Raw genomic sequence first — 25563 nt, forward strand, 5'->3', positions numbered from 1 at the left:
GCGAAATGATGTCCAGGTGGTACTGGGTGTACGGCGGCGGCTCATCGGGCAGCGGCAAGGGCGGCACACCGGCCGGCTCGGCCGGCAACGGTGCGGCCGGCGGCGGGGCCAATGGTGCGGCCGGCTCGTCAGGCGGCCCCTCGGGCGGCGGCGGCACCCCGGCGGGCGGCGGCACCCCCGGCGGCGGCGCGAACCCCGGCGGTGGCGGCAGCACCCCGGGCACCGGTGGCGGCGGCACGCCACCGTCCGGCTGCGGCGGCGGCACCTGGGGCTACCTCACCAACGTCTCGGACGGCCTCAAGCTGGGCTTCTCGGGCAGCATGACCGGCGGTGCGCCCGTGGTGATGAACGAGAACACCGAGTACGGCTGGGTCTACGTGCCCGGCAGCTTCGACGCCTTCTACCCGTGCAACACCAGCAGCCCCGCGCTCAACGACGTGCCGAACTTCAGCGGATCCTCCAACTCGCTCGACCTGCGCGGTCCGACCGACTTCAGCCCGTACTTCATGGTGGCCGCCGGAAGCACCCGGGGCGCCCACCTGATCGAGGACTCGCAGAGCGGCCAGGGGCACTGCATGACCGATCACGGTGCGGGACAGCGGGTGACCATGGACGCCTGCGTACCGGGCGACAAGGCCCAGGAGTGGTACATCCCCTGAGCGCGGCGGCCCCTGGATTCCCCCGAGAAGTTGCAGAGCGATCACGGGTTGCGAAGCATGAGCGTGTGGGCGAAAAGTCGCACGCCTCATGCTTCGCACGCTGACCGGAGCAGCCACGGCGGACCGGACCCGCCCGCGAACGGACGGAAGGTGTGCCATGACCGACTTTGACGACCGGGACTTCGTCCCGGTGGAGGACGACGGCGTGCTGCAGCCCGCGGATTCGCTGGAGACCGACCGGCTGGACGACGACCCCCTGGACACCGGCCTGACCACCAGCGGCGGCTACCAGGGCGCCACCGCCTACGGCACCACCCCGGCCGAGGGGCAGCAGCGGGAGCCGCTCGACCGGTTGCTGGCCGCCGAGGAGCCGGACGAGCCGCCGGACGCGGTCGACGACCGCTGGAGCGACGGGCCGCGCCCCAGGGCCGGGCGCCTGGTGCCCGGGCCGGACGACACGCAGGCCTCGGACGTCGGCCGGAACTGCGGAGCGGCCAGCGCCGAGGAGGCGGCCGTCCACGTGACCGACCCCGACGACGACGCGGACTCCCAGCTGGGCGATGCCACCGAGCCGGAGAGCCTCAGCGAGGCGATCCGCTACGCCATCCTGGACGACCTGGAGGACACCGCCCGCTCCGACGACTACCGCTGAACGGACGCTGGAGGGCCCCACGGCCCCGACGGGCCCGGGCGGGCACTCCTCGCGCCGATCGGGGCCCGGCGGGTGTCACAACCGCACGAAGGTGAAGCCCTTGGCCTTCAGCGCGGGCAGCACGCTCTTCAGCGACTCCAGGGTCTGCGAGCGGTCGCCGCCGCCATCGTGGCAGAGCAGGATGTCACCCGGGCGGGCGGCCATCAGCTTCTGGGTGATGTGGGCGACCCCGGGGCGGGACCAGTCGCGGGGGTCGACGTCCCAGTCGATCGGGACCATGCCGTACTTGGCGGAGGCCGCCAAGATCTCCGGTGACCAGTCGCCGCCCGGCGAGCGGAACAGCGTCGGCGTCGGCGCCCCGCAGTCCACGATCACCGACTGCGCGTCGGCGATCTCGGCGTCGATCTGGGCCGCGGTGCGCTTGGAGAGGGGCTGCGGATGGGTCATCGTGTGGTTGGCCACCATGTGCCCGTCGGCGGCGATCTGCCGGATCAGGTCCTTGTGGGCGTGGGCCTCGCTGCCGACCACGTTGAAGGTGGCCTGGATGTCGTACTTGCGCAGCAGGGCCAGCAGCTGCGGCGTGTAGACCGGGTTGGGGCCGTCGTCGATGGTCAGCGCGATCGCGTCGGACGGGGCGTCGGGCAGCAGGTCGTGGATCTTGTAGACCGGCTTGCTGCGGACGGCGACCGGGGAGGCGGCCATCGGGCCGGGCAGGCCGGCGGCCGCCGACGGGTTGAGCGGGGCGCCCGGGGAGAATGAGTCGGACGGCTCGGGTGCCGCTCCGCCGGACGCGTGAGCGCTGTCGGAGCACCCGGCCAGCGTGCCGACCGCGAGGCTCGCGGCGCCGGCCGCCGTCCAGGCGAGCAGACGGCGGCGCGGCTGCGGAATCCTGGGTGATATTGACACGGGCCCTCCTGGATCGCGTTACCTCCCAACGGGAGGACACCGCGCTGTGCCGCAGCGGTTCCCCCGTCCCCTTTGCGGATCATCTTATGGTCAGGCGTCCACCTCTCCGAACACCGGCGTGTCGCCCGTGAACCGGTCGGGAGCTGCGATGACAATGCGGCGGTTGTGGCGTTGGTGCTCGAGGTGGGCGGTGGCGGCCTGCCGCCCACCGGCCTCCCAGTGGATCCGGTTGCCGTCTCCGACGTCGAGCGTCCGCTCCGGTGCGGCCGGCTTTCCGTATGACCGACCAAGTGCTCGGCGGTCTCCACCCGGCGCCCGGCTGCGCCACTTGCCGGAGCTGCTGGAGCTACTGGAACTGCTGGACGGCGGCTGTCGCGACGGTCCACGGCCACCTCGGCCTTGCCGGGCTCCCGGCCGCGCCACGCGCCCGTGGTACGGGCACCGGCGGCCGACGGCCCGAGCAGGATCCGGGACTTGGCGCGCGCGATCGGCGTGCCGTGACGTGACCCACTCCGCAGCCGGTCGGACGGACGCTCAGATGGTCAAGGACGGACCGGTGGTGCCGGTCTGCAGTGCCGACGCTCGATGGCTCGCATGGCTGACGCAACGTCAACCACCGCTCAGCACCTGGCGCATCGCCGCGACCACGGCCTCCGCCGGGAAGCTGTGGCAGGCCGTCAGCTCGGCCTCGGCCACGGCCTCGGCGAACAGCTCCGGGTCGGCCTGGCCGAGCCGGTCGCGCAGCAGGACGAGCAGCTCCTCGGGTACCAGGGGGCGGTCGCCGGCCAGGATCACGGCGTCATCGTCCGGTTCGGCGGGCAGAGGTGCGGGGGTGCGCCGCGGTGGTGGCGCGTCGGGGCGCAGCAGCGGCGGCCGGGGAGCCGGCGGGCGGGCCGCGCGGTCCGGCACCGGAAGGCGCCTGCTGGCGTAACGGGCCGCCGGCAGGCCAACCTTGTACGGATGCACACAGACCGGGATCCCGGCCGCCGTGTAGCGGAAACCGGTGGCCGGATCGAACGGGGCGTCCTTGGCCGGCCGCCGGTACACGTCGAACCGCCCGGCCGGGTACCGCAGCGCCGGGCAGAACCAGCAGACGTCATGGTCGCTGTCGTCGTCGATGAACGGCGGTTCCCCAGACATGATTTCGCACTTTACCCGGACAACTCCCCGAGGGGTGCCGCTCAGGGGAACAACCGACCGGCGCTCGGGTGGTCCTGGGCGGCGTCCACACGGATGTTGGCGCCGTTGATCCCGCTCGCCCTCGGCGACAGCAGGAAGCACGCCACGTCGGTGACCTCGCGCAGCTCCACCAGCCGGCCCCGGGGGAAGTCCTCCCGCTCGAACTTCTCGAACCGCTCCGGGTGGTTCTCCTTGAACCACTCCCAGCCGCCGCCCTCGGCCAGCACCGAACCGGGGCTGAGCGCGTTCACCCGGATGTTGCGCGGCCCCAACTCCTGGCCCAGCGTGGCTGCCAAGTGGATCTCGGCGGCCTTGGCGGAGGCGTAGGACGACTTCGGACCAGGCTTCCACCCGGTGATCGAGGCGACCACCACCGCGCTGCCGCCGCCCCGCCGTTCGAAGTGCGGCACCGCCGTGCGGATCGCATGCGCGGCGTGCAGCACATTGATCGCATAGGTCTGCGCCCACTCCTCGGGCGTCGAGTCCAGCAGGCCGCCGCCGAACGCGCCGCCGGCGTTGGCGACCAACAGGTCCAGCCCGCCCAGCAGTCGGGCGGCGTCGTCGACGGCCCGACCCAGCTGCCCGGGGTCGGTCACGTCGGCCTGGACGCCGGGCAGGCCGGTCGAGGCCAACCGCTCCGGGTCCCGGCCGCAGACCGCCACCTGGACGCCCTCCTGGACCAGCGCCCGTGCCACGGCCAGCCCGATCCCCTGGGTGCCACCGGTGATGAACGCCTTCTTGCCCGAAAGTCCAAGATCCACGCCTGACAAGATCGCACCTGACGGCCGCTCAGGGCAAGCGGTGCCGTTCAGGGCAAGCGGTGCCGTTCAGAGCAAGCGGTGCCGCTCAGGAAGCGCGCTCGCGCAGCGCGTCGTGCAGGCCGGCGGCCAGCGCCACGTACTCCTCGGGATCACCGGCCGCGAAGTGCAGGTCGAGCAGCACCTCGGCGCCGAGCGCCTCGACCACGCCGCTCAGATAGCCGACCAGCTGGTCGACCGTGCCGTGGCGCGGCACCTGCGCCTCGGGCACCGGCTCGGCGGTCAGCACCGGGTTGACCCTGAGCACCAGGCGCAGCACCTGGGCGTCACGCCCGGCCGCCTCGGCGCGCCGCCTGACGGCCTGCCACATCTGAGCCAGCACCGGCACCGGCAGTCCGCCGGCCAGCCAGCCGTCGGCCCGGCGGCCGACCCGCTCCAGGGTGGCCTGGCTGAAGCCGCCCAGCAGCACCGGCGGCCGGGGCCGCTGCACCGGCTTGGGGCGCATGATCGCCTCGGGGACGGTCCAGTGGGCACCGTGGTGCTCGATCACCGCGTCCTCGGCCCAGGCCCGCTCCAGCACGTCCAGGGTCTCCTCCAACCGGGTACCGCGCCCGGCCCACGGCACCCCGACCGCCTGGTACTCGTCCTTGGACCAGCCGAGGCCCAGGCCGACGTCCAGGCGCCCCGCGCTGACGTGGTCCAGCGTGGTCAGCGAGCGGGCCAACAGCACCGGTGGCTGCCAGAGCGCGTTGAGGGTGCTGCTGCCCAGCCTGACCCGGCTGGTGACGGTGGCTGCGACGGTCAGCAGGGCCAGCGGGTCCAGGAAGACCTGGTGCTCCCGGGGGGCGTTGCCGCCGCCCGCGGGGTACTGGCTGCGCGGTGCGGTCGCGACCAGCAGCCGGTCGCCGACCCAGAGGCTGTCGTAGCCGATCTGCTCGGCGGCGACGGCGGCCCGGGCGGCGAAGCCGGCGTCCGCGAAGCGGCCGTACTGGGGAATGGACAGTCCGATGTGCATGCGCCCAGCCTGCCGCAGTCCACTTGACGTTCGATGAACGTCCGGTCGCCGGTCGCCGGTCGCCGATCGCCGATCGCCGGTCGTCGGTCGTCGGTCGCTGATCGGCCGGTCGCCGGTCGCTGATCGCTGATCGCCGGTTCGGTAGCCGAGCCGCCGACGTGATCGCCCGCGACGAGGCCGGCCCGATCCGGTCCTGGCGCGCACTCCGACCCGCGGCAACAACTCGAGCCGATCGAGCGGTACGGCTACGGCTGGTGCCAGGGCCCGGCCGGTGACGCCCAGGCGTTCCGGCAGCTGCACCGCGCGCTCGGCGAGCCGCCGTGGTCCGCGCTGGTCGACCGCCGCCGGCACACGGTACGACGGTCCGGCCTGCCGTGCCGCCTGCGCCCGGGCTTCAGGGTCATCAGCGGCCGGTGCTGCGGTACGGCCGGGGTGCGGGCGCCGGCCGGCGGCCGCGAGGCGGAGAACGGCGACGGACGTGTGTTCGCCGACACCCTGGCCGCCGACCTGCCGGTCCGGGCCACGGTCGACACCGACGGAGTCCGCTGGTCAAACACCGAGCACCGCCGCGGGCGGAGCTCGCTGGAACCGTGCCCGGGTGGGCCATGGGCAACACGGGCATCATCTGCGAACTCTGCGGCACGCCCGGCTGCGCACCGCCGACGAGCCCGGCCGTGCCGTGGACTGGCCGGACCAGCCGCCGGGCACCGCCGCTACCTGCGCTTGGCCCGCTGCGCCTGCTTCTCCTTGAGCCGGAGCTCTTCCTTGCGCACCTCGGCCTGGATGCTCTGCTCGCGCTGCAGCCACTCGGGAGCGGCGTCGCGCAGCTCCTGGATCTGCGCCGTGGTGAGCGCCTCGGTGACGCCCGCCCGGGCCAGCCCGGAGGTCGAGACGCCGAGCCGGGCGGCCACCACCGAGCGCGGGTGCGGGCCGTTCTTGCGCAGCTCCACCAGCCACTGCGGCGGATCCGTCTGAAGGGAGTTCAGCTCATCGCGGGAGACGACGCCCTCCTGGAACTCGGCGGGAGTGGCGGGCAGGTAGATCTCGAGCTTCTTCGCCGCCGTGGCGGGCTTCATGGTCTGGGTCGTCTTCGGCTTGAGCGATGTCATGGCCCCAAGGTTAGTCGAGTGTGGGCCCACCCCGATCACGGACGGTAGCCTGGGCGCGTGACAGAGAACCAGGCGACCTCCTCCTTCCGGCTGGCCTACGTGCCGGGCGTGACTCCCAGCAAGTGGATCCGCATCTGGGAGCAGCGGCTGCCCGAGGTTCCGCTCACGCTGCTGCCGGTCGCGGCGGCCGGGGCGGAGCAGGTCCTGACCGCCGGGACGGCGGACGTCGCGCTGCTGCGGCTGCCGGTGGACCGGACGGTGCTCAGCGCCATCCCGCTCTACACCGAGACCACCGTGGTGGTGATGCCCAAGGACCACGAGCTCACCGAGGACGAGGAGCTGCTGGTCGAGCAGCTGGCCGACGAGGTGATCTGGCACCCGCAGGACGAGACCATCCACTGGGAGACCCGCCCCGGTCAGCCGGGCTTCGAACGGCCGGTGACCACGGGCGACGCGATCGAGCTGGTCGCGGCCCGGGTCGGTCTGCTGGTGGTGCCGCAGTCGCTGGCCCGGTTGCACCACCGCCGCGACCTCACCTACCGCCCGCTGGTGGACGCCCCGCAGTCGCAGGTCGCGCTCTCCTGGCCGGAGCAGCGGACCACCGACCTGGTGGAGGAGTTCATCGGTATCGTCCGCGGCCGCACGGTCAACAGCTCCCGGGGTCGCACCGCTGCTGCCGCGGAGGCGAAGCCGCAGGTCAGGAAGGACCGCAAGACGGCTGCCGCGCCGGCCCGCAAGCCAGGGCCGAAGCCGGCCGCCCGCAGCAGCAGGGGCGGCGCGGCCGCGGCCAAGCGCGGCAAGCCGCGCCGACGCGGCTGAGCGCGCCGGGCGGGCCAGGCGGGCCGGGCGTCAGTCCTGCAGCGCCGGGTGCTCGGCGAGCCGGCGGATCGCGACGTCGCCCAGCAGCCCGGTGAGCGGGCTCAGCAGCCGGGCGCCGGGGAGGCGGAAGCCGCCCAGCGTGGCGAACCGGGTGCCCTCACCCTCCGGCACGGCGGCCATCGCGCCGAGCACGAAGCGGCTCCGCATCAGGCACCAGCCCGGGCGCAGCACCACGTCGAAGTCGGCCCGCTGCCCGAACCGGCCCACCGCATGGGCCCGCAGCCGCTCGCCCTCCCCGCCGGTGAAACGGAAGCCGCGCACCGTGGTCAGCAGGCGCGGCAGCTCCCGTTCGAGGTCCGAGGCGACCGCCCAGACCCGGTCGACCGGCACGGGCAGCACGATCTCGCGGTGCCGCACGGCGCCCGGGACGGCGGCGGCCAGCACCCTGAGCCGGCGGACCGGGTCGAGCTCGGCGACGATCCAGTTGTCGGTCACGACTCCCACACCTTCCGAAAGCTCTGCCGGGCCCGGGCCAGCCGGGACCGCACCGTGCCGAGCGGCACCGCCAGCACCGAACTGGTCGTCGACTCGTCCACCCCTTCCAGGTCGCGCAGGACCAGCACGGCCCGGTGCTCGGGGGTGAGCCGGGCCAGCGCGTCCTCGACGTCGGTGGCCAGCTGCGGATCGCCGGCCGCCCGCAGCTCGTCGAGCGGCGCCGTGACCGTGCGCCCGGCCCGCTGGGCGACCCGGACCGCCTCGCGCACCGCGATGGTCCGGGCCCAACCGAGGAGCGCCGCCGGTTCGCGCAGCTGCCGGATGCCGCGCAGGATCACGATCAGCGCGTCCTGGGCGGCGTCCGGGCCGTCCTGCCGGGCGATCGGTCCGCAGATCCGTCCGACGTACGGCGTCAGCAGCTCCATCAGGTCTGCCAGCGCCAACGGATCGCCCTGCTGGGCGGCCCGGACCAGCGCCGGATCGATCCCGGTCGCCGAGGTGCCGCCCGGCCCGGTCTGCTGCTCCACGGCTGTTCTCAACTCCTTTCCGCCCCGGGCATTCCGGCAGTCCGGAAGTGCTCCCGCGCGGCGTCGGCGACCGCGCGCGGGTTCTCCTCGGGCAGCAGGCGCCCGCCGGGCACCACGCGGACCGTGACGCCCGGCACCTCCCGGGCGGGCCGGGTCACCGGATCGCGATCACCGCACAGCATCAAGGTCGGTACCGCCAACCGCTGTTCGCGGTACCGCCCGGTGGCCAGTGCCGGGATGTCGTGCAGCACGAACTGCCAGAGCAACTGCTCACCGGCCCGGGCCCGCTGCGGAGCACGCAGGGCCTGGACGAACTCCTCCAGGACGGCCGGCTCCCAGCAGGACGGGTCGGCCGTCCAGTGGCGCAGCAGGAAGCGGGTGAAGCCCGGCCAGTGGCGCAGCACCCGCCGCCCGATCCCCGGGTACTCCCAGGCCGCGGTGTACCAGAACCGCCAGGCGTCCAGCGGCAGTCGGCCCTTCGCCCGGCGCCAGGGGTGCGAGGTGTTGAGCGCCAGGTAGCCGTCGAACCGCTCCGGGGCGGCCAGGCAGAGCAGGAAACCGAGCCAGCCGCCGCACTCGTGGCCGATCAACCGCACCCGCTCCAAGGCGAGTTCATCCATCACCGCGAGCACGTCCTGAACCAGGCCGGCGCTGTGGTAGCCGCGCCCGGGCGCCTGCGACCATCCGCAGCCGCGCAGGTCGAGGCAGATCAGCCGGTGGTCGTCGGCGAGTTCGGGCAGCACCCGGTGCCAGGTGTACCAGTGCTGGGTGAAGCCGTGGAGCAGCAGCACCGGTTCGCCGTCCGCCGGGCCCGCCTCGGCCAGATGGAAGGCGACGCCGCGTGCGCTGACGAACCGGTGGGTGACACCCGGGACTTCGGGGAACGGCCGGCGGGGCGCGTCCGGTCGGGCAGGCCGCATCTGAACCTCCTGGTGATCGTCGTCAGCCAGGAAGAGGACGCGGCCCGCCCGGACTATCCGGTGAGCCGCGTCACACCACCGGTCAGTCGAAGCGGGCCTCCCGGACCAGGTGGCGGGAGAGCTCGTCCACCGCCGCCTCCGGGAGCCCGCGCGAGACGAACCAGGCACCGACGTTGCGCACGTCGCGCTCCAGGAACGACCGGCCGCGCGGGTTGGCGACCACGTCCACGATCTGCGGCACGTCGATGATCACCAGCCGGCCGTGGTGTACCAGGATGTTGTAGGCGGACAGGTCGCCGTGCGCGTACCCGTCCCTGGCCAGCAGCACCAGGCTCTGCTCCAGTTGGTCCCACAGGCTCGCCAACTCGGCCTCCTCGGCGCGCAGCTGGGCCAGCCGGGGAGCCGCCGTGCCGGACTCGTCGCCGATGAACTCCATCAGGATCTCGGTCCCCAGGATCTGCACCGGGTACGGCACCGCGACACCCGTGCTCCACAGCCGGGAGAGCGCGGCGAACTCGGCGGCGGCCCACTGGCCGGCGATCACCTGCTTGCCGAACTCGGTGCGGCGCGCCATCGCCCGGCTGACCCGGGACTCCTTGTGCGAGCGACCCTCCAGGTAGCCCGCGTCGCGGTGGAAGAGCCGGTGCCCGCCGTCGCGGTAGCGCTTGGCGGCCAGCAGGGTGCGGCGGTCGGTGCCCGGCACGCCGCGCTCCAGCAGGAAGACGTCGGCCTCCTTGCCGGTCTTCACGATGCCGAACTCGGTGTCGACGGCGGCCAGTTCGGTGACAACCCAATCCGGGCGCGGCTCCGGGCCCTTCTCGGTGGGCGTCGACTGGTCCCAGGTCGACCAGCGGTCCCCGCTGGGCGGCCCGTCCAGGGGCGGGGCCGGCTCCGCGTCGGTCTCCGGCAGGCCGTAGGGCTGGTACTCGTAGCCGTCCTCGTCGAAGGAACGCCGGCGGCCGGCTGCCTTGCCGCGCATCCGGACGAACGACTCGCTGCTGGAAAAGCGCTCACGCACTTCGGCGATCTCCTGTGGGAGGGGCCCACCGGAGGCCGCGTCAGCAGCCGTCAGCCGGTGGGCAGGGAAACGGGGGAGGCTTCTGGCGCGCAGCACAGAGCGCGCCGCGTCATGGCGGCCGTCACGTTCACGCACCTCTCTCTCTCCGACCGGACGGCAGGCGGCCGTCCGCGTCCCACTGGCGGAACTCCGTGATCGTATCGGGCCGGCGGCGGGACGCAACCGATTTACCGGGGTGCCGTCCGCGCACCGGGGAGGGCGCGTGCCCCGCGGATCGGGGAGCGGCTGATCGGCACCCAGACCAGCGCCAAGCCCGCCGCGCCCGCCCAGAGCGCGGCCCGCACCCCCAGGGTCGCTCCCAGCAGGCCGGCCAGCGCCGAACCCACGCAGAGCGCACCCGTCAGCACGAACCGCATCGTCGCGTTCATCCGGCCCAGCAGGTGGTCCGGAGTGACGGCCTGCCGGAAGCTGACCTTCAGCACATTGTCGATGCCGACCTTGAAGGTGGTCACCAACCAGCCGAGCGCGGCTGCCCAGAGCCAGCCACCCCGGTCGACCAGCGCGATCAGCAGCCCGAACGGCGCGATCACCACGCCCATCAGCCACAGCACCCGGCCGGCGCCCCACCGCCGGGCCAGCGGCCGGGCGCAGCGCGACCCGAGCAGCACGCCGAGCCCGCCCGCAGCGAAGAACAGGCCGAGCACCCAGGACGGCAGCCCCAACTCACGGGTGATCAGCAGCGGCAGCACCGTCTGGCAGAGCTGGATCGACAGATTGGTGCACCCGCCGGCCAGCGCGATCGGCCGCAGCACCGGGTCCTGCCGGACGAACCGCAGCCCCGCACCGATCTCCGCGCGGATCCCGGTGCGGCCGCCCCCGCGTCGGACCGGCGCCGGGCCGGAGCCGAGGCGCAGCAGGCAGGCCGCCGACCACACGTAGCTGACCGCGTCCACCAGCACCGCCGCCGGTGCGGCCACCGCCGCGAGCAGCAGTCCGCCGACGGTGCGGCCGCCGATCTGGGTGAGCGCGTCGGTGGTCACCAGGTGCGCGTTGGCCTCGGTGAGCCGGTCCCGTCCGACCAGGTCCGGCAGGCTGCTCAGCGACGCGACGTCGAAGAAGACCGTGGCCACGCCGCTGACCAGCACGGCGGCGCACAGCTGGGTGAAGGTCAGCCGGCCCAGCGCCCAGGCCGCGGGCACCGAGCCGAGCGCGACCGCCCGCACCAGGTCCGCGGCGACCATCACCCGCCGCTTGGGCGAGCGGTCCACCCAGGCCCCCGCGGGCAGCCCGATCAGCAGGAAGGCGACCGTGCTCAGGGTGGCGAGGAGGCCGACCTGCGCCGCACCGGCGTGCAGGGCGACGACAGCCACCAGTGGGATCGCCAGCGAGCTGACCGCGGTGCCGAGCTTGCTGACCGCGGCGGCGGTGTAGAGGAGGCGGAACGGGCGCTCGGTGAGCAGGCTGCGCGGCGCGGACGCGGCTGCTGCCGGTGGGGGAGTGGTCTGCTGGGCTGTGGTCATGGCGCAGACTGTGGCGGCGGTCGGCCCGGCTGCTCCAGGAATTTAGAGTGGGCTGAATCCACCGCCCCCGTTCGCCCGTCGAGGACCGCATGCTCGCGCTCTCGTTCACCGCCGCCGACCTTGCCAGGACTCGGTTCGCCGTGTCGCCGCTCTGGGAGGTGATGGCGAGCGCGCGCATGCTCCGGCAGCCGGACAGGTCGGCGCTCTACCGGCCCTGGCTGGAACCGGCACGGGCCCGGCTGGCGGCGGCCCGGTTGGACTGGTCGCTGCTCGCCGCGCTGGTACCGCTGCCGCCGGTCATGCTGCCGGTGTTCATCGCCCCGCCGCCGTCCGTGCCCGAGCCCGACCTCGCGCTGGAGCTCACGGTGCTCCGAGCCACCCCGCCCGAACTGGTCCGCGAGGCCGTCGCCGCCCTCGGCTCACCCCGCCTGGCCCCACTCGTCGAGGACCCGGAGCGCGGCCTGGCCGAGCTGGCCGAGACCGTCGAGGCCTACTGGGAGCTGGTGCTCGCCCCCCACTGGCCGCGGCTGCTCACCCTGCTGCGCGGCGACGTGCTGCACCGGGCCCGGCTGCTCGCCGAGGGCGGTGCCCAGCGGCTGCTGGACAGCCTTGACCCGGGCGTGAGTTGGGAGCAGGACACGTTGCAGGTGCCGCACCGCTACCACTCCGGGGCGAAGGGGCTCGGCGGTCGCGGCCTGCTGCTGGTGCCCACGGTCTTCGGCGGCTCCAAGGTCCACTCGGTCACCAGTCCGCGCTGGCAGCCGACCCTGCGGTACCCGCCGCGCGGCGTCGCCACGCTCTGGGAGCAGGCGCCGGCACCCGCGCCGGAGGCGCTCGCCGCGGTCGTGGGCCGTTCCCGCGCCCTCCTGCTGGCCGAGTTGCACGCCCCCGCATCCACCACGGACCTCGCCCGGCGCACCGGCATCACCCCCGGTGGCGTCTCCCAGCACCTCACCACTCTGCGCGCCGCCGGCCTGGTCACCGCCCACCGGGTCGGCCGCTTCGTCCTGTACGCCCGCACCGGTGCTGCCGAGGCCCTGCTGGCGGCGGCCGCGGGCGCGTGACGCCCGTCCTTGGGTGCCCGGGAGAACCCGGGGGCGGAGACCGGACACGGCGAGGGACCGGCGCCCAGCGGTGCCGCCGCGCCCGGGGGCCCGCACCGCCGCGCCGCCGTCGTCCGGTCGATCATCCGGGGCGGCCGTCCCTGACCCGGCGGCGCGTCGGCACCCCGTTGTCAGTGCGAGGCGGTACGCATGGAAGCAGCACACCTTCGATCCCGCACCCCGTTGGAGGTCCGCGATGACCGGTCCGCTCACCACCTGCCTCTGGTTCGACGGGCAGGCCGAGGAGGCCGCCAAGCACTACCTGTCGATCTTCCCCAACTCCCGGATCGGCCAGGTCACCCGCTACGGCGAGGCCGGGCCGGGGCCGGCCGGGTCGGTCATGGTGATCGAGTTCGAGCTCAACGGGCAGCCGTTCATCGGGTTGAACGGCGGCCCGGAGTTCACCTTCTCCGAGGCGATCTCGTTCCAGATCCACTGCGCCGACCAGAGCGAGGTCGACCACTACTGGGACAAGCTCACGGAGGGCGGCCAGCCGGGGCCGTGCGGCTGGCTGAAGGACAAGTTCGGCGTTTCCTGGCAGGTCGTCCCGACCGAACTGCCGGCGATGATCGGCGACCCCGACCCGGAGAAGGCCGCCCGCGCCACCCGCGCGATGATGGGCATGGGAAAGCTCGACATCGCCGCCCTCCGGAAGGCGCACGCGGGCGGGTAGGGGTGACGGCGGCGCGGTGCCCTACCGCGGGGTGCGCGCGGCCTCGACCAGGAGGTCGGCGAGGGTCCGGAAGACGAAGAAGTTGGGGATCTGGCTCACCGCCTTGGTGGTCATGTTCAGCCAGCGCCCCTGCTGCTTGATCGAGAGATAGCCCTTGTTGGTCCTGATCTCTTGCACCTCCGACCAGGCCACCGATTTCCCGCCCGCGCTCAGCCGTTCGGCGTTCACCGCGAAGGGGCCGAACTCGAGGGTGAGTCCGGCCTGTATGGTGGCGAGCGCCGGTGGCAACTGCACCGCGGTGACCTGCTGCTGGATCTCCGTGCCCCAGGTGTCGGGGGCCTCGAAGCCGCCGATCGTCCCGCCTTTGACCCGGGCCGTCTCGCCCCCCGGTCCGGACAGCGTGTAGAGGTACGAGGTGTGTGTGTACACGCCGTTGCGGTAGTGCTTGGTGATGTTCTGCAGCACGGACGCGTCGTCCCACCGGAACGCCTTCATCGTGGCGCCGCCGGTTTCGACCACGGCCACGCCCCGCTCGTAGAAGCGCAGTTCGCGGCCCTCGCTGTTGCGTGCCTCGATCTTCGTCCCGCGACGGGCCAGCAGGAAGAGACCGACCATGCCCGCGAGCACGACCAGACCCGCCACCGAGTTCGCGACCCAGACCACGACGATGATGAACGCCACCAAGGCGAGCCCGAGCACCATGGCGATCACCTGGCCCGCTTTGGCCCCGGGTGTCAGCTCAGCCCACTTGCGCCGCCGGGTGGGCCGGAACGTTCTCCGGAACCCGCCCAGCCGCGCCTGCTCGGCCATTGCGTCGAGGTGCGCCGTCATGCCGTCTCCCCAAGGCTCGTCACCACTACCTGACAGGAAGCTACCGATTCGCCGACAGTTGCGACGCGAAACCGCCGTAATTCGCTTCCGGTGACACCACATCTCCGACACCGTGGGCCCAGTTCTGACCTCCCGTGACCAGTCCGGAGAGGCACCCGGATGCGCAAGATCCCGACGCTCTTCGCGCGCGATCCCGAGGACCGGCGCTCCCTCACCGCCGAGGTCGATCCAGGGTGCGAGTGGGTGCTCGCCGGTGAGGGCACGGCCAGGCGCAAGTACGACGGCACCTGCGTGATGCTCGATGGGCACGGCGACTGGTGGGCCCGCCGCGAGGTCAGGCCCGGCAGGTCCGCACCCGCCGGCTACCTGGCCGTGGAAACCGACCCCGTCACCGGCAAGACGCAGGGCTGGGAGCCGATGGCCCGGTCGTCCTTCGCGGCATTCCAGGCGCAGGCGCCGGCAGCCGGCGGCGACTGGCGACCGGGCACCTACGAACCGGTCGGCCCGAGGATCAACGGCAACCCGGAGCGGTGCGACTCGCACACCCTGCTGCGCCATGCGACAGCCGAGGTGCTGCCGACCCCGGCACGCGACTTCGGCTCCCTGCGTCGGCTGGTCCTGGACCTGGCGGCCGAATCCGGCGCCGAGGGGGGTCGTGTTCCACCACGCGGACGGGCGCATGGCGAAGCTCAAGGCCCGGGATTTCGACGCCCGTTGATCCTCCGTCGGATAGCGGTTGCCGAGTGGTCGCGGGCGCCCGACACTGCGCCGACGTACTCGCAAGCCGACGGCGCCGTGCTCTACGACCGGCTCACCCCTGGTACCGACACCCGCGCCGATGACGCCTGCTGTTTCCCGCTGGTGGTGGGCGCCGAGTCGGTGCTGGACGTCGGGTGCGGCACGGGTGCCATGGCGCACCCGGCCCGCGAGCACGGGCACCGCGGCCGGCCGGCCGGGCTCGACCCGGCCCGTGCGATCAGCACGGTACCCGCAGCCGTGAACTGACCGTACGTCAGCAGAACTGAAGGCGATCGGCGAGCCCGGCAGCCGTGAACGCCGCCTCCAGCGCCTCGCGGCCCTCGGTGAAGTGGCCCCAGCTGTCGAAGTGCGCCGGAACCACCCGGCGGGCGCCCAGGACGGCGGCGGCTTCGGCGGCCTGCGCGCTGTCCAGGGTGAGCAGTGCGCCGTCGAAGATCAGGGTGCGGGCGGCGCCGGCGAACAGGAGCGCCGTGTCGACCGGTCCGAACCGGTCGGCGATCTCCTTGACCACCGCGAGCGAGGCGTTGTCGCCGCTGACGTAGAGGCTCGGTAGGTCAGCGGCGGTCAGCATGAAGCCGATGACTTCGCCGATCACCGGCTCGCAGCCGTCCGGACCGTGCTGTGCGGGCACGGCGGTGACGGTGACCGTGCCGCCGTCCGGCCGGGGCAGCTCCACCGACTCCCAGGGCGCGAGGCCGCGGGCGCTGCCGCCGAGCCGGCCCGCGCCGCTGCGGGTCACCAGCACCAGCGGGGCGGTGGCCAGGAAGGCGCGGCCGGAGGTGTCCAGGTTGTCCGGGTGCTCGTCGTGGGAGAGCAGCACGGCGTCGACCGGGCCGAGCTCGGCGGGGGTGACGGCGGTCGGGGCGGTCTTGGTGAGCACGCGATCGCCACTCGGATAGCTGCCGGGCTGGTCGAAGGTCGGGTCGGTGAGGAAGCGCAGGCCGCCGAACTCGATGAGCGCGGTCGGGCCGCCGAAGACGCGGATGTCAGCCATGGCCAGGGTTCTCCTCACGGGAAAGTTCACGATTTGACGTGAGAGAAACTAGCCGGTCCTCACGGAGAAGCGCAAGGTTTAACATGAGAGTCATGAGAGCCAGGGCAGCCGCCGAGTCCGCCGAGTCCGCCGAGTCCGCCGGAGCCACGATCCGGACCACGAGCGCCGACCTCGCACCGCCGCCGCCCGCGCCGGGCGCGGAGCGGCATGTCGCGCTCGACTTCGCCAACAGCGAGCTCGCGCTGCGCGCCGGCCGCCTCGATCTGCTCGCCACACCCGACGCGGCCGCCCGCTGGCTGGTCGAACGCGAGCTGGCTCCCGATGACGCCGTGCTCTACGAGTACTGCGCGGGTCGGCTGCGCGAACTCCGCGCCCAGTTGCGGACGTTGCTCGCGGCCCGGATCGACGGCACGCTGCCCCCGCCCGAAGCGGTGCGCGCGGTCAACACCGCACTGACCACCGCGCCCGCGGCCTCGCTGCTGCACTGGGACGAGGCCCACGGGCCGCATCGCGCCCCGGCCCATCCGGCCGACCGGGTCGCCGAACACGCCATGGCCGCGATCGCCGCTGACGCGGCCGAGTTGCTGACCGGCCCGGACGGCGAGCGCCTCGCCGCCTGCAGCGCCAGCCCCTGCAACCGGTTCCTGGTGCGCACGCACGCCGCCCGGCACTGGTGCTCGGTGCGGTGCGGCGATCGGGTCCGGGCGGCCCGGGCGTACGCCCGCCGTGCTCAGCGGGCCCAGGTGGCGGGGAGTGACGGGGCGACCGGGAGCGGCAGGTGACCGGGGGAGTGACAGGACATCACCCGCGCCGCTAGGTTCGGGTGCATGCGAAGCCTTCCGCCGCCCGCTGTTCACCCCACTCAGTTCGACGCCTATGAGCGCCAGGCCTGGGCCGGCCGCGCCGAGGCGTTCGCCGGCGGCTTCGCGCTGCTCTGTGCGCACACCGTGCCGGCGCTGCTGGACGCGGCCCGTGTGACCGCCGGTGACCGGGTGCTGGACGTGGGCACCGGGACCGGATCGGTGGCGGTCGCGGCGGTCGAGCGCGGCGCGGTCGTGACGGCGGTGGACGCCGAGCCGAGCATGATCGAGTTGGTCCGAGCGGCGGTTCCCGGACCGGCCGCCGCCGAAGTCGCCGTGCTGCCCGAACTGCCCTTCGAGGACGAGACGTTCGACGCCGTGACGGGCAACTTCGTGCTCAACCACGTAGGGCAGCCGCTCGCCGCGGTGGCCGAGCTGCGGCGGGTGCTGCGGCCGGGCGGTCGGCTCGCGCTCACCATCTGGGCCGTTCCCGCCGCACCCGGGCAGGCGCTGCTGGGCCGCGCCGTCGAGGCCGCCGGCGTCACCCGGCCCGCCCATCTGCCGCTGGTACCGTCCGAGTGCGACTTCTCCCGCACGCCCGAGGGCCTCGCCGCCCTGCTGACTGCCGCAGGCCTGCGCGAGGCGGCGACCGACACCCTGCACTGGGTCCACCGGACGACCCCGCAAGCATGGTGGAACGGCGCCGCCGCCGGCGTCGGCTTCATCGGACAGCTGCTGCTCGCCCAGAACGAGCAGACCCGGGTCGAGATCAGGCGGCACTTCGACCGGTTCAGCCAGGAGTTCACCGATCCCGACGGCCTGTTGAGCCTCCCGCACGCCGCGCTGCTGGTGCACGCCCACCGCTGACGGGCCGCGCCGGCGCCGGTACCCGGAGGATCGCGATGACGGACGAGCACGAGGCCGACCCCACCGAGCAGTTGGCCGGTGGGATGGCCAACGCGGGCGCGGTGCTTCGGCGCGGCGCACTGGTGCACCGCCCGCCACCACCCACCACGCCCGCCCTCCCTGCACGCCCACCTGCGGGCGCCGCGCCCCCGGGGATTCGACGGCGCCCCGATGTCGCACCGCATCACCGACGACGGCAGCGAGGAACCGGACTTCATGCCCGGCGACGCCGCCCACCGCGACTACCCACCGGACGCCGACCTCCCGCACCGGCTGCGCCCGGTCGCCGATGCCTACCGCCTCGACCGCCAGGGGCGCTCCCAACTGCCGGTGTTGATCGAGTAGGCCACCGCCGCCGGCCAGGTCGTCGCGCCGCCGAGTGGCGGCGGCAGACCCCGTCTACCGCGAGGCGTTCGCCGAGCACGGCGGCTGGGCACGGTGGGGCCGGATGCAGACCTGGTTGGCCGACCAACGGGACGTCAACCAGCGGGCGTTGCCGGCCGGCACCCGGCCCGGCTGATCAGCCGCCGTCCGACCCCTACGCAAGTCGCCCGCACTGAGCCACACTTGATGGCCCAGTGCGGTGGGAGGCGGGGTGGAGTCGTACTTCTTTCTCAGCTATGCGCGAGCGGATGACGACGGGACGGTGATCGCGCGGTTCCACCAGGACCTGCGGGCCGAGTTGGCCCGGCGGGACCCGGAGGCCGCCCGGCAGCCGTCGTTCCGGGACGTCGAGGAGATCTTCCTCGGAGCGGACTGGGAACGGAAGCTGAGCCAGGCGATCGGCGGCTGTCGCGCGCTGGTGGCGCTGTACTCGCCGGCGTACTTCACCAGCGTCTACTGCGGCAAGGAGTGGACCGCCTTCCGGGCCCGGACCGCCGCCTACCAGCAGGAGACCGGATGGGATCCGGGCGCGCTGCTGCCGGTGCTCTGGGAGCCCGTGCCCGGCGGGCCGCCCGAGCCGGTCGGCGAGGTGCAGTACCGGGAGCCCGCGCTGGGCGACCGCTACGCGGAGCTGGGGCTGTGCCGGCTGCTCGTCGAGGAGCCCGACGGGCCCGACTACCGGCGCGTCATCGAGGTGCTGGCCGAGCGGGTCAGCCGCGCCGCGGGCCGGATCCGGCTGCCCGGCCTGCCGGGGCTCAACCTGCGCGAGCTGCGGGGCGTGTTCCCCGTCGAGTCGTCCCCGACGCCGCCCAGCGAACCGGTGGTGGACCCTCCGGCGCCGCCGAGCCACCTCTTCGTCAGCTATGCTCCCGCCGAACGGATGTGGGCCGAATGGGCGGTGGGCGAGCTCACCGCGCTCGGCTACCGCAGCTCACTGCACAGCCTCGACAAGAACTCTGACGGTCAGTCAGCAGAGGTCTCCTGGACACTGGCCGGTCAAGGGCGGGTGGTCGCCCTGCTCTCCGGCGACTACCTGCGCCACCCCCGCGCCGCCGAACTCTGGCGCGCCCTGTCCGGACACCAGGTGGTCCGCGGGGTGAGCGCCCTGGTGCCCTTGCGGGTCCGGGAGTTGGACGGCCCACTGCCCAGGCTGTTCGCCGAACACCCGGTCGGTGACCTGGTCGGCAGTACCGCCGCCGACTCCGCCGCCCGCCTCGCCACCGCCGTCGGCCGGCTCCCGACCGCCGCGTCGCCGGCCGGCGGTGAACCGGCCCGCCACCCCGGCGCCCTGCCCGAGGCGCTCGACGTCCCCGCCCGCAACACCGCGTTCACCGGCCGTGACGCCGAACTGGAGGCCCTGCGCGAGGGCTTCACCGGTGGTGGCCGAAGCGTCCAGGTGGTCACCGGCCTCGGCGGCGTCGGCAAGACCCAGACGGCCGCCGAGTACGCCCACCGCTTCCGGGCCGGCTACGACCTGATCTGGTGGATCGCGGCCCAGCAGGTCGAGTACCTCGCCCCCCAACTCGCCGCGCTGGCACCCTGGCTGGGCCTGGAGAGCGGCGACGACAGCGCCGACACCGCCGGCCGGGTGCTCGCCGCCCTGCACCGCGGCGAGCCCTACCGGCGCTGGCTGCTGGTGCTGGACAATGCCGGACCGCCCGAACAGCTCACCCGCTGGCTGCTCGACGGCCCGGTCGGCGGTCATGTGCTGGTCACCTCCCGCGACCCCGGCTGGAACCGGCGCGCCGCCGTGCTCGAACTCGGCGTCTTCCGCCGCTCCGAGAGCCTGCGCCTGCTGCGCCGGTACAACCCGGGGCTCAGCGAACAGTCGGCCGAACAGGTCGCCGGGCAGCTCGGCGACCTGCCGCTCGCCATCGCCCAGGCCGCCGCCTGGCTGCAGGAGAGCGGCATGCCGGTGGCCGGCTACCTCGACCTGCTGTCCGCCACGCTCACCGAGATCCTGGACCGCACCCGGCTGCCCGAGGCCGAGTACCCGCGGTCGGTCGCCGCCACCTGGCTGCTCTCCCTGGAGGAGCTGCGCCGCGGCAACGCCCGGGCCGCGGACCTGCTGGAGGTCTGCGCGCACTTCGGCCCGGAGCCGATCCCCACCGCGCTGCTGTTCAGCCCGCCGCTGCTGCACCGCCTCGGGCTCGGCCGCGACCCGCTCAGCGCCCGGCTGGAACTCGGCGAACTCGTCCGCACCATCCACCGCACCGGACTGGCCCGGGCCGACGCGGGCCGGGAGTCACTGACCGTCCACCGACTGGTCCAGGCCGTGGTCCGCGACCAGGTGCCCGACGAGCGCCGCGGCGAGCTGCGCCGCACCGCCCAACTCGCGCTCGCCGCCGTGGCCCCGCAGGACCCGGACGCGGCCGACACCTGGCAGGCCTTCACCGAACTGCTGCCGCACCTGTGGCCGAGCGGCGCCGCCGACTCCCGCGAGGCCGAGGTGCGCCAGATGCTGGTCAACGCGGTGCGCCAGCTGTGGAAGACCGGCCTCGGCCAGGAGGCCAGGGAACTGGCCGAACGCACCCTGGAGCGCTGGTCCGACGCCAGCCCGGACGGCGGCCGGGTGCCGTCCGACGGCCTCTACGCCGGAATGCTGCGGGTGCAACTCGCCAATGTGCTGCGCGACCAGGGCGAGTTCCAGGAGAGCTACGCCATCGACCGGGCCGCCCACGACCGCTTCCGCCGCGAGCTGGGCCCCCGGCACCTCCAGACCCTGATCGCCGCCAGCAACCTGGGCAGCGACCTGCGGATGCTGGGCCGGTTCCAGGAAGCCCGGGTGCTCGACCAGGAGAGCCTGGAGGCCGGCGAGCAGTCACTCGGCCGCACCCATCCACGGGTCGTGATGATGACGCACAACCTGGGCGTCTCCGATGCGCTGGCCGGGAACTGGCAGCGGGCGCTGGAACTCTACCGGCGCGCCTACCTGGGCCAGCGCCGGCTGTTCGGGCCCACCGACCCACGAGCCCTGCTCGGCGCGACGGTCTACGGCATGGCCCTGCAGAAGACCGGGCGGCTGCGCGAGGCCCTGGAGCTCCTGGAAGTCATCGTCCAGACCCACCGGCGCACGGTGAGCAGGCGGTACAGCGGCGCCCTGTTCGCCGGTGCCCAGCTGGCCGCGGTCTACTTCCGGGTCGCCCGCCACGACGAGGCCGCCGAGCTCGCCGAGGCGGCGCACGAGGGCTTCCTGGAGATGATCGGGCGCAGCAGCTACTACACCCTGTCCGCGGCCAACACCCTGGCGGCCGTCCGGCACGCCCAGCACGACGTGGCGGCGGCGGTGCGGATCGCCGCGCTCGCTCACCGGGCCGGCCAGGACCACTACGGCGGCGACCACCCGATCGCCCTCGGACTGGCCGCCAACCTCGCCGTGCACCTGCGCGGCGCCGGCAGTACCGGTGAGGCCCGGGCACTGGCCGACGCGGCGGTGGCCGGACTGACCCGGGCCCTCGGCGCGGAGCACTGCTACCTGGGCCCGGCGCTGGTCAACCAGGCCACCGCGCTGGCCGACCGGGGGGATCCGGAGCGGGCGGTCACGCTGGGGCGGCGGGCCGCGCGCCTGCTCGTCACCGCCTTCGGAACCTCGCACTACGACGTCCTCGCGGCGCGCGCCAACCTCGCCCTCGACCTGGCCGCGCTGGGGCACCAGGACCAGGCGGCCGAGCTGACCGCCGCCTGCACCCGCGAGGGCACCGCCGCGCTGGGGGCCGAGCATCCGCTCACCCGGGCGGTGGCGGCTGGGGAACGGTTGTCGGCACACCTGGACCTGTGCGACTTGTAGCGCTGGACCTGTGCGACTCGTAGCGCCCCGGAGGCGCGGGCGTCGCTATGCTGTCCGGGCCATGACTGCCCCCGGGACCGCGGCCGAGCCATCCGCGATGCGCGCCGCCGCGCTCGACCTCCGCGTGCTGCGCGCCGTCCCCTTCGCGACGGTGTGCGTCCTGCTGGCGGCCGGCGGGCACCTGATCGGCTCCGACACGGCGGTTCCCTGGTCGGCGGTGCTCTTCGGATGGCTGCTCACCCTGGCCGCCGCCATTCACGGCGCGCGAAGGGAGCGCGGCCTGCGGGCGATCACCGGCGGCTTGGCGGGCGGGCAGCTGGTGCTGCACCTGGTCTTCGCGGTGGCGCAGGCGGTGCACGAGGCGCCGGCCACCCCTTCGATGCCCGACATGCCCGGAATGTCACACGGCGAGTCATTGGGCCGCACCGCATTCGGGATCAGCCCCGGCATGCTGACCGGCCATCTGCTCGCGACCGCCGCGGCCGCCTGGTGGCTGCGGCGCGGCGAGGCCGTGCTCTGGCGCCTGGCCGGCACCGCCTCCCGAGCGGCCACCGAGGCCACCCGGCGGTGGGCGGCGGCGCTGGACACCGTGCTTGCGCTGCTCACCGCCGCACGCCTCACCGGCCCTCCCGTGGCGGCCGGGACGCCGGCCGGGGCCCGGCCGCCGCGTCGGCCGGGCGCACCGCTCCTGCGACACGTGGTGGTCAGGCGCGGTCCACCGGCACGGCCGGCTCGCTGAACGGCACCCGCCCAGGCGAGCCGACCCAGCCGACCGACCGCAACCAGCCGATTGGGAGTACCCCCATGTCCGCAACCCGTCACACCCGTACCGCCCGCACCGCCGCCGCCCTCGCCCTGGCCGGCGCGGCCGTGCTGCTCACCGCGCTGCCCGCGTCCGCGCACGTGACCGTGCAGCCGTCCACCGTCGCGGCGAACGCCACCGACCAGACCTTCGCGTTCCGCGTGCCCAACGAGCAGGACAAGGCCAGCACGGTGAAGGTGGAGGTCGACTTCCCGACCGATCACCCGATCCCGTCCGCCCTGGTCGCACCCGTGCCCGGTTGGACCGACCAGGTCCAGACCACCAAGCTGGCCACCCCGATCCACACCGACGACGGCGACATCACCGACGTGGTCTCGCAGATCGTCTGGACCGGCGGGCAGATCGCCCCCGGCCACTACCAGGACTTCACCGTCGACTTCGGCGCGCTGCCCGACGGCACCGACCAGGTGGTCTTCAAGGCCCTGCAGACCTACAGCGACGGCAGCGTGGTGCGCTGGATCGACGTGCCCAAGGACGGCCAGCCCGAGCCGGAGCACCCGGCGCCGGTGCTGCACCTCACCGCGGCGGGAGCCCCGGCCGGCCAGGCTGCCGCGCCGGTCTCCTCGGCCAAGCCGGCCGCGGCGCCGGCCGGCGACAGCGACTCCACCGCGCGGGTCCTCGGCATCGCCGGCATCGTGGTGGGCGCGCTGGGCGTCGCGGCGGCCGTCCTGATGGGCCGCCGCGGGCGGACCACCGACAGCAAGTGAGCTGAGGGCAAGTGAGCTGAGGGCAAGGCGGGGCCGGGGCAGCGGCTCCGGTCCCGCCGGCCGGCCGAGGAGCGTTGGTCCGGCCCGCTCGCCGGGGCGCGGTGATCCCACTCCTCTTCCTTCGCGCGCCGGCCGGGCGCCCGCCGGCCGGAGCCGTGGCTGCGCGAGATCGACGACCGGGTGCCCGCCCGCGTGCCCGCCGGCCGTTCCGGCATTCCGTCGGGAGTCGTTCCAGCAGGGGCTTGCGTCGCTCCGGTCCGCCCGGGGCAGTAGTGTGTGCGCCCTGTGAGGGAGGTCTGATGATTGCTGGGCCGGGGTTCTGGGATGCGGAGATCACTGCCGCGGGGTGGTCGCGGGTGTTCTCGCCGGGTTTCGCCGAGTTCCCGGAACTGGCGGCGCGCGGTGCGGTGTGGGGGCGCAATGCCTACGTCCGGGGCGGTGACCGCCTGGTGATGGAGTGGTCGGACCTGGTCACGCTGGCCGTGGTCCTGCTGAACGGGGTGCCGCGGCAGGTGGCGGCGGAGGAGGACCTGCTGACCCTGATCAAACCCTGAGTTCGTCGAACGTCACGGCGAGTCGGGAACCAAAGGTTCTGCGTACCGCGTTATCGGCGACATGGACCCGGCAGTGGGGTCAGTGAGCGGGAGGAGTGTCCATGAGCGTGGCGCTGACGAAGGGCGGCAACGTCTCCCTGGGTCGGCAGGCGCCGGGTCTCGCTACGGCGCTGGTCGGGCTGGGATGGACGGCCGACCCCGCGTACGAGCTCGACGCCAGCGCCCTGCTCTGCGACCGCGACGGGCGGGTGCTGTCCGACCAGCACTTCGTCTTCTTCAACAACCTGCGCAGCCCCGACGGCTCGGTCTGGCACCTGGGCGGCCCGGCCGCCGGCGGCGACGCGACGGACCAGCAGCGGATCGAGGTCGAGCTGACCGCGGTGCCGGCCGAGGTCGAGAAGGTCGTCTTCGCGGTCGCCCTCTACGAGGCGGCGCAGCGCCGGCAGAGCTTCGCGCGGGTGCGGTCGGCCTACATCCGGATCACCGACCCCGGCAGCGGTCTGGAGATCGCCCGCTACCAGCTGGCGGACGAGCCCCGCACCGAGACCGCGATGGTGTTCGGCGAGCTCTACCGGCACAGCGGTGACTGGAAGTTCCGCGCGGTCGGCCAGGGCTACGCGAGCGGGCTCGCGGGGATCGCCGCCGACTACGGGGTGGTGGCGCTGCAGCCGGCCGCCGAGCCCGCCGACGAGGTGCGCACCGCGGTGCCGACAACGGCCCCGGCGGCCCCGGCCCGCCAGGCTCCACCGGCTGCGCCGGCCCGACCGGCCCCCGCACCCGTGCCCCCGGTGGTCACCGAGCAAGCAATGACAGGGAGTTCAGCCGTGACGTGTTTCTTCGACCCCTCCCACGGTGCCGGCGGGACGGCAGTGATCTGGACGCCGCAATGGGGTGTGCCCCGGCAGATCCAGGCGTGCGCCGTCTGCGCACAGCGGGTGCAGACCACGGTGCCGCCGTTCTACACCCCACCGCAGCAGCAGGCCGGTTACCCGCAGCAGATCCCGCTGGCCGACCCCCGGCAGGGTGCCGGGTACCCGCAGGGCTACCCGCAGCCGGGCCAGGTGCCGCCGGACCAGCAGCGCCGCTACGGCACGGGGGCGTTGATCGGTGCGGGTGTGGCCGGCGTGGTGGGCGGGATCCTGCTGGACGAGGCGTTCAGCGACGACCGGCCGGACGTCGTGGTCAACAACTACTACGAGGACGACGGCGACTTCTTTTAGGACGGCTCCTTCCGATTCCCGGACGGCTCCTTCCGGGCCCGCCTCGTTGATGCCCCGGCAGCACCGCTGCCGGGGCATCGGCGCCGCTCCAGCAGGCCTGCCGGTCGGTCCGACGAGCCCGGCCACCAGGCGGTTCGGGATGACCTGGGCCGCACATGGCCGGAGCACCGTCGCGAACCGGCAACTTCGTCGCGTGCCGGTCGGCCCGCCCTGTGACGACGCACCGCGGGGCCCGGCTCCGCCGACCCCCTCCGCGTAAAACCCCTGGCCGCGAACGTACCGACGTCACGACTGCATTCCTCGGCCGCGCCGTCGAGACCACCGGCCCCGGCTTCGGTGCTGCTCGGACCAGTTACCGGGTGGGAGCAGCCCGCCCGCCGCCGGGTCGATCCGGCTCGGGCGGACCGGCCGTCCGATCGCCCGGCGCCGTGGACCGTCCGTGCGG

General features: G+C 73.8%; 27 protein-coding genes. 15 read left to right on the plus strand and 12 right to left on the minus strand.

The features are described from left to right. Together LN042_RS20860 and LN042_RS20865 are read left to right on the plus strand one after the other, a co-directional pair. A partial coding sequence (locus LN042_RS20860) for a hypothetical protein (RefSeq protein ID WP_230052805.1) occupies nucleotides 1-659 on the plus strand: 659 nt, incomplete at its 5' end. Between the two features lie 157 nt (nucleotides 660-816). Further along, nucleotides 817-1311: a DUF5709 domain-containing protein gene (locus LN042_RS20865; RefSeq protein ID WP_230052806.1), complete on the plus strand. Its 495-nt coding sequence runs from the start codon at nucleotides 817-819 to the stop codon at nucleotides 1309-1311. A gap of 75 nt (nucleotides 1312-1386) precedes the next feature. On the opposite strand, the gene LN042_RS20870 is transcribed toward LN042_RS20865, so the two are convergent. From LN042_RS20870 to LN042_RS20890, 5 genes are all read right to left on the minus strand, one after another. Next, nucleotides 1387-2217: a polysaccharide deacetylase family protein gene (locus LN042_RS20870; protein WP_230052807.1), complete on the minus strand. Its 831-nt coding sequence runs from the start codon at nucleotides 2215-2217 to the stop codon at nucleotides 1387-1389. Nucleotides 2218-2826: 609 nt separating this feature from the next. Next, nucleotides 2827-3357: a hypothetical protein gene (locus LN042_RS20875; RefSeq protein WP_230052808.1), complete on the minus strand. Its 531-nt coding sequence runs from the start codon at nucleotides 3355-3357 to the stop codon at nucleotides 2827-2829. Nucleotides 3358-3398: 41 nt separating this feature from the next. Continuing rightward, nucleotides 3399-4157, minus strand: coding sequence for an SDR family NAD(P)-dependent oxidoreductase (locus LN042_RS20880; protein WP_230052809.1), 759 nt, complete (start codon nucleotides 4155-4157; stop codon nucleotides 3399-3401). A gap of 85 nt (nucleotides 4158-4242) precedes the next feature. After that, nucleotides 4243-5169: a TIGR03619 family F420-dependent LLM class oxidoreductase gene (locus tag LN042_RS20885; protein ID WP_230052810.1), complete on the minus strand. Its 927-nt coding sequence runs from the start codon at nucleotides 5167-5169 to the stop codon at nucleotides 4243-4245. 713 nt (nucleotides 5170-5882) lie between these two features. Next, on the minus strand, nucleotides 5883-6278 hold the full coding sequence (locus LN042_RS20890) for a DUF5997 family protein (protein ID WP_230052811.1): 396 nt from the start codon (nucleotides 6276-6278) through the stop codon (nucleotides 5883-5885). Between the two features lie 57 nt (nucleotides 6279-6335). Here LN042_RS20890 and LN042_RS20895 point away from each other — a divergent pair, with 57 nt between their 5' ends. Continuing rightward, complete coding sequence (locus LN042_RS20895; RefSeq protein ID WP_230052812.1) at nucleotides 6336-7097, plus strand: LysR substrate-binding domain-containing protein; 762 nt, start codon at nucleotides 6336-6338, stop codon at nucleotides 7095-7097. 30 nt (nucleotides 7098-7127) lie between these two features. On the opposite strand, the gene LN042_RS20900 is transcribed toward LN042_RS20895, so the two are convergent. From LN042_RS20900 to LN042_RS20920, 5 genes are all read right to left on the minus strand, one after another. Further along, entirely contained in the window at nucleotides 7128-7592 is a 465-nt protein-coding gene (locus LN042_RS20900; protein WP_230052813.1) for a hypothetical protein, read from the minus strand. Continuing rightward, the gene (locus tag LN042_RS20905) at nucleotides 7589-8119 is read right to left on the minus strand and encodes an RNA polymerase sigma factor (RefSeq protein WP_230052814.1); all 531 of its coding nucleotides are present in this window, start codon (nucleotides 8117-8119) and stop codon (nucleotides 7589-7591) included. The genes LN042_RS20900 and LN042_RS20905 overlap by 4 nt, the downstream gene beginning before the upstream one ends. An 8-nt stretch (nucleotides 8120-8127) precedes the next feature. After that, entirely contained in the window at nucleotides 8128-9039 is a 912-nt protein-coding gene (locus LN042_RS20910; protein WP_230052815.1) for an alpha/beta fold hydrolase, read from the minus strand. Nucleotides 9040-9121: 82 nt separating this feature from the next. Then, complete coding sequence (locus tag LN042_RS20915) at nucleotides 9122-10057, minus strand: serine protein kinase RIO (RefSeq protein WP_230052816.1); 936 nt, start codon at nucleotides 10055-10057, stop codon at nucleotides 9122-9124. A gap of 227 nt (nucleotides 10058-10284) precedes the next feature. Next, entirely contained in the window at nucleotides 10285-11577 is a 1293-nt protein-coding gene (locus LN042_RS20920; RefSeq protein ID WP_230052817.1) for an MFS transporter, read from the minus strand. A gap of 89 nt (nucleotides 11578-11666) precedes the next feature. On the opposite strand from LN042_RS20920, the gene LN042_RS20925 reads away from it, so the two are divergent. Both LN042_RS20925 and LN042_RS20930 read left to right on the plus strand, forming a co-directional pair. Further along, nucleotides 11667-12641 (plus strand): ArsR/SmtB family transcription factor, encoded by a 975-nt coding sequence (locus tag LN042_RS20925; protein ID WP_230052818.1) that lies wholly within the window; start codon nucleotides 11667-11669, stop codon nucleotides 12639-12641. Between the two features lie 235 nt (nucleotides 12642-12876). Then, a complete protein-coding gene (locus tag LN042_RS20930; protein ID WP_230052819.1) occupies nucleotides 12877-13353 on the plus strand; it encodes a VOC family protein in 477 nt (158 codons plus the stop codon). A 21-nt stretch (nucleotides 13354-13374) separates the two neighbouring features. On the opposite strand, the gene LN042_RS20935 is transcribed toward LN042_RS20930, so the two are convergent. Next, complete coding sequence (locus LN042_RS20935) at nucleotides 13375-14184, minus strand: DUF6585 family protein (RefSeq protein WP_230052820.1); 810 nt, start codon at nucleotides 14182-14184, stop codon at nucleotides 13375-13377. A 159-nt stretch (nucleotides 14185-14343) separates the two neighbouring features. Here LN042_RS20935 and LN042_RS37760 point away from each other — a divergent pair, with 159 nt between their 5' ends. Further along, nucleotides 14344-15189 carry a class I SAM-dependent methyltransferase gene (locus LN042_RS37760; RefSeq protein WP_308191839.1) on the plus strand — a complete coding sequence of 282 codons (846 nt, stop codon included), beginning with the start codon at nucleotides 14344-14346 and terminating at the stop codon, nucleotides 15187-15189. Nucleotides 15190-15196: 7 nt separating this feature from the next. Here the strand turns inward: LN042_RS37760 and LN042_RS20945 are convergent, their stop codons facing one another. Next, nucleotides 15197-15937, minus strand: coding sequence for an MBL fold metallo-hydrolase (locus LN042_RS20945; protein ID WP_230052821.1), 741 nt, complete (start codon nucleotides 15935-15937; stop codon nucleotides 15197-15199). Between the two features lie 92 nt (nucleotides 15938-16029). On the opposite strand from LN042_RS20945, the gene LN042_RS20950 reads away from it, so the two are divergent. From LN042_RS20950 to LN042_RS37340, 9 genes are all read left to right on the plus strand, one after another. Further along, nucleotides 16030-16719, plus strand: a complete 690-nt coding sequence (locus LN042_RS20950) for a CGNR zinc finger domain-containing protein (protein WP_230052822.1) — start codon at nucleotides 16030-16032, stop codon at nucleotides 16717-16719. 45 nt (nucleotides 16720-16764) lie between these two features. Then, nucleotides 16765-17604, plus strand: coding sequence for a class I SAM-dependent methyltransferase (locus tag LN042_RS20955; protein ID WP_230052823.1), 840 nt, complete (start codon nucleotides 16765-16767; stop codon nucleotides 17602-17604). A 210-nt stretch (nucleotides 17605-17814) separates the two neighbouring features. Continuing rightward, the gene (locus tag LN042_RS37765; RefSeq protein ID WP_308191840.1) at nucleotides 17815-17988 is read left to right on the plus strand and encodes a hypothetical protein; all 174 of its coding nucleotides are present in this window, start codon (nucleotides 17815-17817) and stop codon (nucleotides 17986-17988) included. Between the two features lie 34 nt (nucleotides 17989-18022). Further along, a complete protein-coding gene (locus LN042_RS37770; RefSeq protein ID WP_308191841.1) occupies nucleotides 18023-18163 on the plus strand; it encodes a hypothetical protein in 141 nt (46 codons plus the stop codon). 75 nt (nucleotides 18164-18238) lie between these two features. Further along, nucleotides 18239-21814, plus strand: a complete 3576-nt coding sequence (fxsT, locus tag LN042_RS20965; RefSeq protein ID WP_230052824.1) for an FxSxx-COOH system tetratricopeptide repeat protein — start codon at nucleotides 18239-18241, stop codon at nucleotides 21812-21814. A 61-nt stretch (nucleotides 21815-21875) separates the two neighbouring features. Further along, a complete protein-coding gene (locus LN042_RS20970) occupies nucleotides 21876-22553 on the plus strand; it encodes a hypothetical protein (protein WP_230052825.1) in 678 nt (225 codons plus the stop codon). Between the two features lie 65 nt (nucleotides 22554-22618). Then, nucleotides 22619-23344, plus strand: a complete 726-nt coding sequence (locus LN042_RS20975; RefSeq protein WP_230052826.1) for a YcnI family copper-binding membrane protein — start codon at nucleotides 22619-22621, stop codon at nucleotides 23342-23344. Between the two features lie 299 nt (nucleotides 23345-23643). Continuing rightward, nucleotides 23644-23898 (plus strand): hypothetical protein, encoded by a 255-nt coding sequence (locus LN042_RS20980; protein ID WP_230052827.1) that lies wholly within the window; start codon nucleotides 23644-23646, stop codon nucleotides 23896-23898. 101 nt (nucleotides 23899-23999) lie between these two features. Beyond that, nucleotides 24000-25118 (plus strand): TerD family protein, encoded by a 1119-nt coding sequence (locus LN042_RS37340; protein WP_283843859.1) that lies wholly within the window; start codon nucleotides 24000-24002, stop codon nucleotides 25116-25118. Nucleotides 25119-25563 lie beyond the last annotated feature (445 nt).

Source organism: Kitasatospora humi (assembly GCF_020907985.1).
GTDB classification, from domain to species: domain Bacteria; phylum Actinomycetota; class Actinomycetes; order Streptomycetales; family Streptomycetaceae; genus Kitasatospora; species Kitasatospora humi.

Excerpts from the sequence above, each read along its gene's own strand:
- LN042_RS20865 (WP_230052806.1), top strand. The coding sequence starts at position 817 with ATGACCGACTTTGACGACCGGGACTTCGTCCCGGTGGAGGACGACGGC.
- LN042_RS20875 (WP_230052808.1), bottom strand. The coding sequence starts at position 3,357 with ATGTCTGGGGAACCGCCGTTCATCGACGACGACAGCGACCATGACGTC.
- LN042_RS20885 (WP_230052810.1), bottom strand. The coding sequence starts at position 5,169 with ATGCACATCGGACTGTCCATTCCCCAGTACGGCCGCTTCGCGGACGCC.
- LN042_RS20890 (WP_230052811.1), bottom strand. The coding sequence starts at position 6,278 with ATGACATCGCTCAAGCCGAAGACGACCCAGACCATGAAGCCCGCCACG.
- LN042_RS20910 (WP_230052815.1), bottom strand. The coding sequence starts at position 9,039 with ATGCGGCCTGCCCGACCGGACGCGCCCCGCCGGCCGTTCCCCGAAGTC.
- LN042_RS20920 (WP_230052817.1), bottom strand. The coding sequence starts at position 11,577 with ATGACCACAGCCCAGCAGACCACTCCCCCACCGGCAGCAGCCGCGTCC.
- LN042_RS20925 (WP_230052818.1), top strand. The coding sequence starts at position 11,667 with ATGCTCGCGCTCTCGTTCACCGCCGCCGACCTTGCCAGGACTCGGTTC.
- LN042_RS20930 (WP_230052819.1), top strand. The coding sequence starts at position 12,877 with ATGACCGGTCCGCTCACCACCTGCCTCTGGTTCGACGGGCAGGCCGAG.
- LN042_RS20935 (WP_230052820.1), bottom strand. The coding sequence starts at position 14,184 with ATGACGGCGCACCTCGACGCAATGGCCGAGCAGGCGCGGCTGGGCGGG.
- LN042_RS37760 (WP_308191839.1), top strand. The coding sequence starts at position 14,344 with ATGCGCAAGATCCCGACGCTCTTCGCGCGCGATCCCGAGGACCGGCGC.
- LN042_RS20945 (WP_230052821.1), bottom strand. The coding sequence starts at position 15,937 with ATGGCTGACATCCGCGTCTTCGGCGGCCCGACCGCGCTCATCGAGTTC.
- LN042_RS20950 (WP_230052822.1), top strand. The coding sequence starts at position 16,030 with ATGAGAGCCAGGGCAGCCGCCGAGTCCGCCGAGTCCGCCGAGTCCGCC.
- LN042_RS20955 (WP_230052823.1), top strand. The coding sequence starts at position 16,765 with ATGCGAAGCCTTCCGCCGCCCGCTGTTCACCCCACTCAGTTCGACGCC.
- LN042_RS37765 (WP_308191840.1), top strand. The coding sequence starts at position 17,815 with ATGTCGCACCGCATCACCGACGACGGCAGCGAGGAACCGGACTTCATG.
- LN042_RS20970 (WP_230052825.1), top strand. The coding sequence starts at position 21,876 with ATGACTGCCCCCGGGACCGCGGCCGAGCCATCCGCGATGCGCGCCGCC.
- LN042_RS20975 (WP_230052826.1), top strand. The coding sequence starts at position 22,619 with ATGTCCGCAACCCGTCACACCCGTACCGCCCGCACCGCCGCCGCCCTC.
- LN042_RS20980 (WP_230052827.1), top strand. The coding sequence starts at position 23,644 with ATGATTGCTGGGCCGGGGTTCTGGGATGCGGAGATCACTGCCGCGGGG.
- LN042_RS37340 (WP_283843859.1), top strand. The coding sequence starts at position 24,000 with ATGAGCGTGGCGCTGACGAAGGGCGGCAACGTCTCCCTGGGTCGGCAG.